This is a genomic window from Thioclava sp. L04-15 (assembly GCF_002020275.1).
Classification (GTDB): domain Bacteria; phylum Pseudomonadota; class Alphaproteobacteria; order Rhodobacterales; family Rhodobacteraceae; genus Thioclava; species Thioclava marina.
The window spans coordinates 350,309-362,124 of sequence record NZ_MPZW01000002.1 but is presented as its reverse complement, the minus strand read 5'-3'; the positions used below and the strand labels follow the sequence as shown (position 1 = coordinate 362,124).

Below are 11,816 nucleotides of genomic sequence, written 5' to 3'. Positions count from 1 at the left end.
GCGTTGCAGCGCGCCCCGGCACCGCGCATTCAGCCTGCGCGACGGAACGCGAGCGGTGTGTTCCCTGTGCCCGCCTGAAAGGCGCGGGTGAAATAAGCTGGACTGCGATAGCCCAGTTGTCGCGCGATCTCCTTCACGGGGGTCTGCGTGTCGCACAGCAGGCGGCGCGCCTCGTAAAGACGGCGATCCTGCAACAGTTCCAGCGCGCCCTTGCCACAGGCTTCGCGACAGGCGCGCGCAAGATGGGTAGGCGTAACGCCCAGTTCTGCTGCGAGATCCCCGACGCTGACGCCGGAGCGAAAATCGCGCTCGACCAGCGCGGAATAACGCGAGACCAGCTTGCGCGCGGCGCTCGGCCGGATCGCCTCTGTTGCATTGCTTTCGATCTGACGTTCGAGCCAGACGCTGAGCAAGCCGAGATGGCTGCGCAAGGCGCGGTCCGAGGCGGGCCGCTCGCTGTTGATTTCCCGCTGGATTGCCTCGAGAAGTGCGTTGATCTCGCCCTGCGCCATCGCCTCGCGAATGCGCAGATGATGGGCGGAATGGGGCAGCTCGAGTGCGCTGTCGCGCCCGAAGAACAGTGCCTGGCCATGGGTCTGAGCGCTGACTTCGAAGCCGTGAATGACCCCGGATGGAATGAAGATGGCGTTATTGGGCCCGTATCCGCGAGTGACCCCGCCGAGCGTAATCCGGCCCTGACCGCGGGTGAACCACAGCAGGCAGGGCTCGGAAAGCGCGCGCATCGCTTCGACCCGCCAGCGCCCGCCTTGCGCCAGGCGCGCGATCTGCATCAGCCGCGGGGTCGAGGGCGTCTGATCGCTCAAAGAAGATGTCTGCCGGGGACTCGTGATCGCGGAGGTCGGTGCCGCCACGCTCTCGGGCTTGCGCGGCGCGAGGGACGGTTTCGACTGCGCAAGCTGCGACAGCGGCGGGGTGGAAAAAAGCTTCACGATTGGCTGATCCCGATCCAGTTCGGGTGTGAGGATATCCTTCAACCCCTTCCAAACCAACAGATTTTCTTACGATCATCCATGCGGCTGTGCTCGCTTGGTCACGCATACGCGATCTTGTGCCAATCCTTCATCCGGCTACGAAACCATGTGCGTTGCCGCTTGGCATATTGGCGGGAAGCCGCCTGTGCAGCGATGCGCGCCGCCTCCAGATCAAGTTCGCCGCGCAGATATGCGATAAGTTCGGGGGCGCCGATCGCCCGCGCCCAAAGCGCCTCGGGATCCCAGATCGGCTCGATCGCGCGCGCCTCTTCGAGCGCGCCTTCCTCGAGCATCAGATCGAAGCGCCGGTCGATACGTTCAGCCAGCCAGTCGCGATCGGGCGCAAGGAGAAGCGGCATGCATTCGGCAAGAGGCAGAAGCGGCGGCGGGGTGCGATCCTGCCAGGCGGCTAACCCTTCGCCGGTTGCGCGCATTACCTCCCAGGCCCGTTGCACGCGCATGGGGTTGAGCGGATCGATCTGCGCGCGGGTCGCAGGGTCGAGTTCGGCCAGCATCCCCTCATGGCCCTCGGCGAGACGACGCGCATTGGCCTCATCGCGGATCGGGGGCGGCGTTTCGGGAATTTCGGCCAGCCCTTCGGTGAGGGCAGTGAAATACAGCCCCGTCCCGCCGACGATGATGGGACGGGGGCCGCCCGCGCGATGAGCCTCCAGTAGTGGCGCGATTTCGCGCAGCCAATGGCCGACCGAATAGGGCTCTCCGGGATGCTTGTGACCATATAGGCGGTGGCGTGCGCGGGCCTCGTCCTCGGCAGAGGGGCGTGCGCTCAACACGCGCCAGCACGACCAGACCTGGAGCGCATCGGCATTCACCACGACCCCGCCATCGTGCTCGGCAAGTTCCAGCGCCAGCGCCGATTTTCCGCTCGCCGTGGGACCGGCGATCAGGACCGGCAGGTGAGGCGGAATTTCGGGCAGGATCGGGCGCATCGGCGGCTCTTTGCGGCGGGAAGGTCGGACAATGGGCCGCGCCCTCTCGCGAGAGGTTGAACCCGGACCCCATTTGCGACATTTTGCGCCGCGATGACAACAGCCCTCAGGAGGATCGAATGAGCACGGAGATGCATCCGGCGGCCAAATACAAACGCGTGCTGCTGAAGATCTCGGGCGAGGCGCTGATGGGGGATCAGGGCTATGGCCTGCACCCGCCGACCGTCGCGCGCATTGCGCAAGAGGTGAAGTCGGTCCACGATCTCGGCGTCGAGATCTGCATGGTGATCGGCGGCGGCAACATCTTCCGCGGGCTTGCGGGCTCGGCACAGGGGATGGAACGCACCACGGCCGATTACATGGGCATGCTGGCGACGGTGATGAATGCGCTGGCGATGCAATCGGCGCTCGAGGGGCTTGGCGTGTTCACGCGCGTGATCTCGGCGATCCCGATGGATCAGGTCTGCGAACCGTACATCCGCCGCCGCGCGGTGCGCCATCTGGAGAAGAAACGGGTCTGCATCTTTGCTGCCGGCACCGGCAACCCCTATTTCACCACCGACACGGCCGCGACGCTGCGCGCCAACGAAATGTCGTGCGAAGCGATCTTCAAGGGTACGAAAGTCGATGGGGTCTATGACAAGGATCCGAAGAAATTCGACGACGCCAAGCGCTATGACACGGTCAGCTACGACGAGGTGCTGCAAAAGAATCTCGGCGTGATGGATGCCTCGGCGATTGCGCTCGCGCGGGACAACAACAAGCCGATCATCGTCTTCTCGCTCGACGAGCCGGGCGGGTTTCGCGGAATTCTCGCGGGCGAGGGCACCTATACCAAGGTTCAGGGGTAAGCCGCGCGCCCGCGGGGTCGCTTGCCTGTCACAAAAGCTAGTTTTCGCCGCGGCTCTGGGGTACATCTCGGAGCCGAGGCTGCAACCAAGACGGAAACAAGAACAATGTCCGACGAGATTGAGATCGACACCGATGACCTCGAGCGCCGCATGGATGGCGCGATGACGGCCCTCAAGCATGAGTTCGCCTCGCTGCGCACCGGCCGCGCCTCTGCTTCGATGGTCGAACCGATCACCGCCGAGGCCTATGGCCAGACCACCCCGATCAACCAGCTTGGCACGGTGAACGTGCCCGAGCCGCGCATGGTCACCATCAATATCTGGGACAAGGGGCTCGTGGGCGTGGTCGAAAAGGCGATCCGCGAGAGCGGTCTGGGCATCAACCCGCAGACCAATGGCACGATCATCATGCTGCCGATCCCCGAACTCAACGAAGAGCGCCGCAAGGAGCTCACCAAGGTCGCCGCGCAATATGCCGAGCATGCCCGCGTCGCGATCCGCAACGTGCGCCGCGACGGCATGGACCAGATCAAGAAGGCCAAGTCGAACGGCATGTCGGAAGACGATGTGAAGTTCTGGGAGGCCGAGGTCGAGGAAATCACCAAGAAGCATATCGCGGTGGTCGACAAGGCGCTTGAGAACAAGCAGGCGGAGATCATGCAGGTCTGAGGCCGCAGGCCTCGACCCGCAGATGGGAGGATCGATCCGCAGATGGCGCTGAGCACCACGGATATTGCCGAAACCTCGCCCGAGCCGCAGGGCGAGGGGCGCGTGCCGCTTCATGTCGCGATCATCATGGATGGCAACGGCCGCTGGGCGACCCAGCGCGGCTGGCCGCGTCTCGCCGGGCACCGCAAGGGGGCCGAGCAGATCAAGAAGATCGTGCAGGCCGCGCCCGGCCTCGGCATCCGTTACATGACGATCTACGCCTTCTCGACCGAGAACTGGAAACGCTCGACGCAGGAAGTGCTCGGGCTGATGAAGATGTTCCGGCTGATGATCAAGCGCGAGGCGGCAGAGCTGTCGCGTCAGGGTGTCGAGCTGCGCTTTATCGGGGATCGCACCCGGCTCGACCCGCTTCTGCGCGAGACGATGGATTCGATCGAAGCGCGCACCAGGGGCAACACCAAGCTGACGCTGGCGGTCGCGATCAATTACGGCGGTCGCGACGAGCTGCGCCGTGCCGCGCTGGAACTTGCGCGGGATCTGGCCGAGGGGCGGATTACCGAAGACGAGGTAGATGAAGCCGCGATCTCGGCCCGGCTCGACACGCGCTGCATGCCTGACCCGGATCTGGTGATCCGCTCTTCGGGAGAGACGCGCACCTCGAATTTCCTGCCGTGGCAGGCGGCCTATTCGGAATATGAATTCACGCCGACGCTCTGGCCCGATTTCACACCTGAGGAGCTTGCCGAGATTCTGGCGCGCTTCAAGGGGCGCGAACGCCGCTTCGGCGGGGTCGCCTCGTGAGCGGGGGCTCAAACTCTGGCAAATGGGGCGATCTGCTTCCGCGTCTGGCCTCCGGGCTCGCCATGGTCGCGATCGGCGTTGCGGCGATCTGGCAGGGTGGCGCCATCTTTGCGGGGCTTTCTGTTCTGGTCACCGGTCTCATGGTCTGGGAACTGGTCACCATGCTCGCGCCCGGTCGTCCGGGCAAGGCGGTGGGGCTCGGGCTGGTGGCGGCGGTCCTGCTTGGCTTTGTCTTCGTCATCCACGAGCCGTTGGGGCTGGTCTATCTGCTGATCGTGCCGATCGTTGCGGCGATCATCGTGGCGGGGCGGCGCGGCGTGGCCTTTGCCTATTCGCTGGCGATCATGCTCACCGGATACGGGCTGGTGGCACTGCGCGAAGGGGCGGGGCTCGGGGCGATCACCTGGATCGTCGCTGTGGTGGTTGTCTCTGATATTGCAGGGTATTTTGTCGGGCGCACATTGGGCGGTCCGAAATTCTGGCCGAAGGTGAGCCCGAAGAAAACCTGGTCGGGCACGGTTGCGGGCTGGGTCGGGGCGGCGATCGTGGGGGCGATCTTCGCGGGTCTGGGGGGCGGTCTGGCGATGATCTGGATCTCGCCGCTTCTGGCCTTCGCGGGACAGCTTGGCGACATTGCCGAGAGTGCCATCAAGCGCGCGACCGGGGTCAAGGACAGCTCGTCGCTGATCCCTGGCCATGGCGGCGTGCTTGATCGGTTCGATGCGCTCACGGGGGCGGTCGTCGTTCTGATGCTGATCTCGCAGGTGATGCCCCTGCCGCTGACGGGAAGCTGATCATGCGCAAGGTTTCGGTATTCGGCGCGACCGGCTCGATCGGTGAGAGCACCTTTGACCTGTTGATGGGCCAGGGCGGGGCCGAAGCCTATGACGTGGTCGCGCTGAGCGGTGGGCGCAATGTCGCGCGACTGGCCGAACAGGCGCGCGCGCTCAAGGCCGATATCGCCGTGACCGCTTTCGAAGACAGCCTGCCCGCGCTGCGCGAGGCGCTTGCCGGATCGGGCGTGGAGGCGGCGGCCGGGGCGCAGGCTCTGATCGAGGCCGCCCATCGTCCCGCGGACTGGATCATGTCGGGGATCGTGGGGGCGGCGGGCCTGGCGCCGGGCTTCGCGGCGCTGTCGCAAGGCACCACTCTGGCGCTCGCCAACAAGGAATCTCTGGTCACGGCGGGGCCTTTGCTGATGGCCGAGGCGCGCGCCCATGGCGCGACGATCCTGCCGGTGGACAGCGAGCATTCCGCGATCTTTCAGGGACTCGTGGGCGAAGAGATCGGCGCGGTCGAGCGTGTGATCATCACCGCATCGGGCGGCGCGTTTCGCGACTGGCCGCTCGAGCGGCTCGCGCAGGCGACGGTCGCCGAGGCCTCCTCGCATCCCAACTGGAACATGGGTCAGCGGATCACGATCGATTCCGCATCCATGTTCAACAAGGCCCTGGAGATCATTGAGGCAAAAGAGTTTTTCGGTTTCACGCCTGGGCAGATCGAGGTGCTCGTCCATCCACAGAGCATCGTTCATTCGATCGTGGGCTTCCGCGATGGCGCTTTGATGGCGCATCTGGGCGTGCCCGACATGCGCCATGCGATCGGTTATGCGCTGAACTGGCCCGAGCGGCAGAAACTGCCGGTGGCGCGGCTCGACCTTGCCGCGATCGGCAGTCTCGAATTCCGCGCGCCCGACACCGAGCGTTTCCCCGCTTTGCGCCTTGCGCGCGAGGTGATGGAGACCGGTGGGCTGTCGGGCACCGTCTTCAATGCCGCGAAGGAAATTGCGCTCGATCTTTTCATCGCGGGTAGGATCGGTTTTCTTCAGATGGCCGCGCTGGTCGAGGCGGTGCTCGAGGATATGTCGAAAGGCCAAGGTCTTGGAATTGCCGCGGTCGATCTCGATATGGTTCTGGACTGCGATGCCGAAGCGCGCGCCCGTGCGCTGGTGATAAGTGAACAGGGAAGGATCTGAGTGTTGGACCTGCTGCCCCAATTCGGCAATCTGCTGTATACCGTCGTGGCCTTTGTCATCGCGCTTTCGATCATCGTGGCGGTGCATGAATACGGCCATTACATCATCGGGCGGCTTTCGGGGATCAAGGCGGAGGTCTTCTCGCTCGGTTTCGGCCCCAAGCTGATCAGCCGCGTCGACAAGCGTGGCACGCGCTGGCAGATCGCCGCGATCCCGCTCGGGGGCTATGTGAAATTCCTCGGTGATGCGAATGCCGCTTCGGCAGGGGCGGACGAGGCGGAAATGGCGCAGCTGAGCGCCGAGGAGCGTCGCCACACGATGCATGGCGCGCCGCTTTGGGCGCGGGCGGCCACCGTTGCGGCGGGGCCGGTTTTCAACTTCATCCTGTCGATCCTGGTAATCGCCGGCCTCTCGCTCTGGACGGGACGCGCGATCGATACGCCCGCGATCCAGACGGTCGTGGAATTGCCGCAAGGCCCCGGCGGGCTCGAGAGCGGCGATGTGATCAAGGCGGTCGACGGCACGCCCACGCCTGATTACGAAGCGCTCGGTGCGCTGATCGAGAAAGTGCCGGGCGGCCCGGATCTGTCCTATCAGGTCGAGCGCGGTGGACAGGATCTGACCGTCACGGGGCCGCAGCTTTTCCCCTCGCGCTTTGCCGGGATCCAGCCGGGTTCGGCCGCCTATGACGCCGGTCTGCGCACCGGCGACGTGATCACCGCGATCGACGGCACGCCCGCGTGGCGGTTCATCGACCTCCAAGAGGTGATCAGGGCGGGGAACGGCGCGCCGGTCGCGCTCGATATCTGGCGCCCGTCACGCGATGGCACCGAGGGCGAGAGTTTCTCGGTGACGCTAGTGCCGCGCCGCACCGATCTGCCTGTGGGCGACGGAACCTTCGAGACCCGCTTCCTGATCGGGGCCACCGGCAGCTACATGTTCGAGCCGGTGACCGAGCCTGTCGGGTTGCTCGAGTCCGTCAACAGTGGCGTGAGCCAGACCTGGGGGATCATCACGCAGTCGATCTCGGGGATCCGGGCGATGATCGCGCAGCAGATCTCGAGCTGTAACCTCACCGGCGCGCTGCGCATCGCCGAGACCTCGGCGGCGGCGGCGAAATCGGGTCCGGTCGATTTCATCTGGTTCATCGCGGTGCTCTCGACGGCCGTGGGCTTCCTGAACCTGTTCCCGATCCCGGTTCTCGATGGTGGTCACCTGATGTTCCACCTCTATGAGGCGATCGTGGGCAAGCCCCCGTCGGATCGGCTGATGAACGCCTTCATGTCGGTGGGGCTCGCGCTGGTGCTGACTCTGATGCTGTTCGGTTTGTGGAACGATCTGACCTGTTGAGCGCGGGCCGGGCGCCTGTCGCTGGAGCGCCTTGCCACAATTTCGCCGCAATTGGCCCGAAATGAAGCCATCTTCGGCGGCTATCCCTCGCCTTGGACGCATCCGTTGCGTGCAAGGAGAGAGACGATGACCGAATTGATCGCCAAGGGCTACCATGACATTCGACCGCTGGTCGACATGCTTGGCGACCGTCTGCTCTTCATCGCGGCGGTGATCGTCGCGCTTCTCGGCGCGGCGCTGATCGGTATGCAGCTGATCGACATGTTCGCCATCGATCCGGCCGGTTTCAACCGCATCTGAGCAGCGCTTTTGCTCTGAACCCGGGTCGCCAGCCTGTGAGGCGGCGGTCGGGTCGCCGCTATCCACTGCGGCCTACTTCCCTCAATCCACAAAATCCTGCGGCACTTGCCCCATCGCGGCTTTGACAAGGCCCGCCCGCTTCGGTAGTCACCTTGCAAGGGAATTTGAACTTCCGGCGGGAGAGGGCGATGGCGAACGGCTTGCAAACGGTGCTCAAGATTTGCGCAACGCGAAAGGCCCTGCGCGCAAGCGTGGTTTTCCCCGCGATCGCAATGGGTTGTGTCGCGGTTCCGGCGATCGCCCAGGCGCAGCAATACAGCTTCTCCCGGGTCGTGATCGTCGGCAATGAACGGATCGAACCGGCGACGATTCTGGCCTTCGCGAGAATCGTGCGCAACACGCCCGTGACCGCCGCCGATCTCAACGCCGCCTATCAGCGCATCGCAGGATCGGGTCTGTTCGAAACTGTGGCCCTGACGCCCAAGGGCTCCACGCTCGAGATCACGGTTCGCGAATACCCGACCGTCAACGTGATCAATTTCGAGGGCAACAAGGTCGTCAAGGACGAGGTGCTCTCGCAGGTCGTGCAGACCAAGCCCAACCGCGTCTTCAACCCCGCCGAGGTCGAGGCCGATGCCCAGCGTCTGGTCCAGGCCTATTCCGATGACGGCCGGATGGCTGCGCGCGTGACGCCGAAGGTGATCCGCCGCGCCGACAATCGCGTCGACATCGCCTTCGAGATCAAGGAAGGCAAGGTCACCAATATCGAGCGCATCACCTTTACCGGTAACCGCTCGTATTCGGACCGCCGCCTGCGTCAGGTGCTTGCTTCGAAACAGGCCGGGATCTTCCGCACCTTCGTCAAGGACGACACGTTCAACGAGCGTCGCATCCCCGCCGACCGCCAGAAGCTGATCGACTTCTACCAGCAGCGCGGCTTCATGGATGTGCAGGTCACTGGTGTGTCCTCGCAGATGACGCGGGCGCGTGACGCCTTCTACATGACCTTCAACATCGTCGAGGGTCAGAAATTCCACTTCGACAAGATCACGACCACTTCCGAGATCGACGGTCTCGATCCGGCGGAATTCGACAAGCTCGCGAAGATCCGCAGCGGCCAGACTTATTCGCCCCAGGCGATCGATTATGCCGTCACCCGGATGGAGCAGCTCGCGATCAAGAAGGGCGTGCAATTCGTGCGCGTGCAGCCGCAGATCTCCAAGGATCAGCGCACGCAATCGGTCAACGTGACCTTCCAGCTGGTGCGCGGCCCGCGCATCTTCGTGCAGCGGATCGACATCGAGGGGAACACCACCACGCTCGACCGCGTCATCCGCCGCGAGTTCGACACCGCCGAGGGTGATGCGTTCAACCCGCGTGCGATCCAGAACGCGGCCGACCGCGTGCGTGACACGGGTTTCTTCAGCAATGTCGACGTGAACGCCAATCAGGGTTCCAACCCCGATCAGGTTGTGGTCGACGTGAACGTGGACGAGCAGCCGACCGGTTCGCTGGGCTTCGGTGCGTCGTTCTCCAAGAGCGACGGCGTGGGCTTCAACGCGAGCCTGCAGGAAACGAACTTCCTCGGCCGTGGCCAGTTCCTCGGGCTCTCGCTCGGGACGACGAAGGACAACAACACTTCGAGCGTCCGTTTCGTCGAGCCCCGTTTCCTGGGCCGAGACGTGAGCTTCAGCTTCGGGGCGAGCTATACCACGACGAGCTCGGCGTCGAATAACAGCTTCGACACGCGCCGCATCAGCGTCTCGCCTGCCTTCGAATTCCCCGTCTCCGAGCGCGGCCGCCTCGCGGTGCGCTACAAGGCCGGTGAGGACTCGCTCAACAACGTGCCGACCGATTCCTCGGAGATCCTCCAGCGTGAGGAGGCCGAGAAGGGCACGCAGCGCTATTCGGGCTTCGGTTACACCTACAGCTTCAGCACCAAGCGCGAGCAGATCGATCCGCGCTTTGACTGGCGCTTCAGCGTCTCGCAGGATTTCTGGGGCGTGGGCGGCGACGTGACCGGCGGCGTGACCTCGGCCAAGATCCAGGGCGAGCGCAAGGTCTTCAACGAGGAGGTCACGCTGCGGGCCTCGCTCGAGGGTGGTGCGGTGCATGCCTCTGGTGGCACCACGATCCTGCAACGTTTCAGCGGCAGCCAGATCCGCGGTTTCCAGAGCTACGGTATCGGGCCGCGTGACCGCAGCGACAATGGCGGCGCAGTCAACGACGATGCCTTGGGCGGTAACTACTACTGGGTCGGCAAGGTCGAGGCGCAGTTCCCGATCGGCTTCCCCGAAGAATACGGCATCACGGGCGGCGTGTTCTGGGATGTGGGCTCGGTCTGGGGTCTCGACGACACGACCGGTTCAAACGGCGTCGAGGTCGACGACTCGATGCATATCCGTTCGGCGGTGGGCTTCTCGATTTTCTGGGACTCGGGCATCGGCCCGCTGCGCCTGAACTTCTCGAAGGCTGTCAAGAAAGAGAGCTACGACAAGACGCAGAACTTCGATCTGACGCTCTCGACGCAGTTCTGACATGGGCGGCTTGCGCCGGGTGATATCGCTTTTGCTGACGGGTGCAGTGCTGGTCGCTGCACCCGTCGCGACTTTTGCACAGCAAGGCGACAGCGCTGGCGTTACCCATTCGCAAAGCCCCGTGCTGACCCTCGATTGGGAGCGGCTCTATGCGGAGTCGCAATGGGGCAAGCGCGTGGCGCAGGAGATCGACGCCGCCTCTGCCGATCTACGCCAGGAAAACAACCGGATTGCGGGCCAGCTCGAAGCGGAAGAGCGGGATCTGACGACGCGCCGCGCGACAATGGTATCTGCCGATTTCCAGGCGGCCGCCGAGGCCTTCGACAAGCGCGCGACCGAAATCCGCGCCGCCCAGAAAGCGAAGGCCGATGCGATCCAGCGTCAACTCAACGCCGAACGGCAGGCCTTCATTGCCGCGGCGATGCCACTGATCGACGAAGTTCTGGCCGCGCGCGGGGCGGCGGTGGTGCTGGATTCGCGGGTGATCATTCGCGGACTTGCGAGCGCCGATATCACCGTGGACCTGGCTCAGCGGGTCGATGCCGAAATCGGCGACGGTGCCGGGCAGGTGCCCGCCTCGGTGCCCGCGACGGGGTCGACAAAGAGCGACGCGACCACAGGCTCGACCGGGGATGTCGCGGCATCGGGCAATGGGTCGGACCCTGCAACGGCGCCAGCCAAGCAGGAAGGCGTCTTTGTCGATGACAGCGCCAATCGCGCCACGGAGACCGGTGCGGATCCGGTGCTTCAGGGCGGCACGCCCCCCACGCCCGAGACACCGCTCGGCTTGCCGATGCCGGACGCTCAAGACGGGTCGAACTAGACCCTGATCCTTGCCAAGCCGCCCGCCGATTGCTAGCAACTTACCAAAAGAAGAGGGCTGCGACGGACAGCGTTCCAGCGCTCCGCCAGATAACGAGGACAGTTGATGACCGAACCCGCCCCCTATACCGAAGCCAACCTTTCGCTCATCAAGCGGATCATCCCGCATCGCTACCCGTTTCTGCTGATCGACAAGGTGGTCGATATCGTGCCGAACGAGGGTGCCGTCGGCATCAAGAACGTCACCTGCAACGAACCGCATTTCCAGGGCCATTTCCCCGATGAGCCGATCATGCCGGGCGTGACGATCGTCGAGGCGATGGCGCAGACGGCGGCGGTCGTCGTGGGTATCTCGACCGACACGATCGACAAGAAGCTTGGCACCTATTTCATGGCGATCGACAAGTGCAAGTTCCGCCGCATGGTGGTCCCGGGCGACGTGCTCAAGATGCATGTGAAAGTGCTGCGCGGCGGCGGCAAGGTCTGGAAATTCGAGGGCCGCGCCGAGGTCGAGGGCGAACTCGCCGCCACCGCCGAGTTCATGGCGATGATGGATCTGAAGGGCTGAG

The 11,816-nt window shown here is 64.4% G+C and carries 12 protein-coding genes; 10 read left to right on the top strand and 2 right to left on the bottom strand.

The window, feature by feature from the left end; translation table 11 throughout:
- Nucleotides 1–29 precede the first annotated feature (29 nt).
- Together BMI90_RS07855 and miaA are read right to left on the bottom strand one after the other, a co-directional pair.
- Complete coding sequence (locus BMI90_RS07855; RefSeq protein ID WP_078528137.1) at nucleotides 30–950, bottom strand: AraC family transcriptional regulator; 921 nt, start codon at nucleotides 948–950, stop codon at nucleotides 30–32.
- 101 nt (nucleotides 951–1,051) lie between these two features.
- Nucleotides 1,052–1,942: a tRNA (adenosine(37)-N6)-dimethylallyltransferase MiaA gene (gene miaA / locus BMI90_RS07850; RefSeq protein WP_078527894.1), complete on the bottom strand. Its 891-nt coding sequence runs from the start codon at nucleotides 1,940–1,942 to the stop codon at nucleotides 1,052–1,054.
- A 119-nt stretch (nucleotides 1,943–2,061) separates the two neighbouring features.
- Here miaA and pyrH point away from each other — a divergent pair, with 119 nt between their 5' ends.
- The 10 genes from pyrH (at nucleotide 2,062) to fabZ (ending at nucleotide 11,815) form a co-directional block, all read left to right on the top strand.
- The gene (gene pyrH, locus BMI90_RS07845) at nucleotides 2,062–2,793 is read left to right on the top strand and encodes a UMP kinase (protein ID WP_078527892.1); all 732 of its coding nucleotides are present in this window, start codon (nucleotides 2,062–2,064) and stop codon (nucleotides 2,791–2,793) included.
- A gap of 105 nt (nucleotides 2,794–2,898) precedes the next feature.
- Nucleotides 2,899–3,462: a ribosome recycling factor gene (frr, locus tag BMI90_RS07840; RefSeq protein WP_078527890.1), complete on the top strand. Its 564-nt coding sequence runs from the start codon at nucleotides 2,899–2,901 to the stop codon at nucleotides 3,460–3,462.
- A gap of 42 nt (nucleotides 3,463–3,504) precedes the next feature.
- Nucleotides 3,505–4,263 (top strand): polyprenyl diphosphate synthase, encoded by a 759-nt coding sequence (gene uppS, locus BMI90_RS07835; RefSeq protein ID WP_078527888.1) that lies wholly within the window; start codon nucleotides 3,505–3,507, stop codon nucleotides 4,261–4,263.
- Entirely contained in the window at nucleotides 4,260–5,057 is a 798-nt protein-coding gene (locus BMI90_RS07830) for a phosphatidate cytidylyltransferase (RefSeq protein ID WP_078527886.1), read from the top strand. Before uppS ends, BMI90_RS07830 begins: the two co-directional genes overlap by 4 nt.
- 2 nt (nucleotides 5,058–5,059) lie before the next feature.
- Nucleotides 5,060–6,238: a 1-deoxy-D-xylulose-5-phosphate reductoisomerase gene (gene dxr, locus BMI90_RS07825; protein WP_246831510.1), complete on the top strand. Its 1,179-nt coding sequence runs from the start codon at nucleotides 5,060–5,062 to the stop codon at nucleotides 6,236–6,238.
- The gene (rseP, locus tag BMI90_RS07820) at nucleotides 6,239–7,588 is read left to right on the top strand and encodes an RIP metalloprotease RseP (protein ID WP_246831509.1); all 1,350 of its coding nucleotides are present in this window, start codon (nucleotides 6,239–6,241) and stop codon (nucleotides 7,586–7,588) included.
- A gap of 126 nt (nucleotides 7,589–7,714) precedes the next feature.
- Nucleotides 7,715–7,888: a hypothetical protein gene (locus BMI90_RS18720; protein ID WP_158521663.1), complete on the top strand. Its 174-nt coding sequence runs from the start codon at nucleotides 7,715–7,717 to the stop codon at nucleotides 7,886–7,888.
- 188 nt (nucleotides 7,889–8,076) lie between these two features.
- Nucleotides 8,077–10,425, top strand: a complete 2,349-nt coding sequence (gene bamA / locus BMI90_RS07815) for an outer membrane protein assembly factor BamA (RefSeq protein ID WP_078527884.1) — start codon at nucleotides 8,077–8,079, stop codon at nucleotides 10,423–10,425.
- Between the two features lies 1 nt (nucleotide 10,426).
- Nucleotides 10,427–11,248 (top strand): OmpH family outer membrane protein, encoded by an 822-nt coding sequence (locus BMI90_RS07810; RefSeq protein ID WP_078527882.1) that lies wholly within the window; start codon nucleotides 10,427–10,429, stop codon nucleotides 11,246–11,248.
- Nucleotides 11,249–11,353: 105 nt separating this feature from the next.
- Nucleotides 11,354–11,815 carry a 3-hydroxyacyl-ACP dehydratase FabZ gene (fabZ, locus tag BMI90_RS07805; protein ID WP_078527880.1) on the top strand — a complete coding sequence of 154 codons (462 nt, stop codon included), beginning with the start codon at nucleotides 11,354–11,356 and terminating at the stop codon, nucleotides 11,813–11,815.
- The last annotated feature ends 1 nt before the right edge of the window (nucleotide 11,816 follow it).

Coding starts and splice junctions, on each gene's coding strand:
- miaA (WP_078527894.1), bottom strand. CDS start 1,942: ATGCGCCCGATCCTGCCCGAAATTCCGCCTCACCTGCCGGTCCTGATC.
- pyrH (WP_078527892.1), top strand. CDS start 2,062: ATGAGCACGGAGATGCATCCGGCGGCCAAATACAAACGCGTGCTGCTG.
- frr (WP_078527890.1), top strand. CDS start 2,899: ATGTCCGACGAGATTGAGATCGACACCGATGACCTCGAGCGCCGCATG.
- uppS (WP_078527888.1), top strand. CDS start 3,505: ATGGCGCTGAGCACCACGGATATTGCCGAAACCTCGCCCGAGCCGCAG.
- dxr (WP_246831510.1), top strand. CDS start 5,060: ATGCGCAAGGTTTCGGTATTCGGCGCGACCGGCTCGATCGGTGAGAGC.
- BMI90_RS18720 (WP_158521663.1), top strand. CDS start 7,715: ATGACCGAATTGATCGCCAAGGGCTACCATGACATTCGACCGCTGGTC.
- bamA (WP_078527884.1), top strand. CDS start 8,077: ATGGCGAACGGCTTGCAAACGGTGCTCAAGATTTGCGCAACGCGAAAG.
- BMI90_RS07810 (WP_078527882.1), top strand. CDS start 10,427: ATGGGCGGCTTGCGCCGGGTGATATCGCTTTTGCTGACGGGTGCAGTG.
- fabZ (WP_078527880.1), top strand. CDS start 11,354: ATGACCGAACCCGCCCCCTATACCGAAGCCAACCTTTCGCTCATCAAG.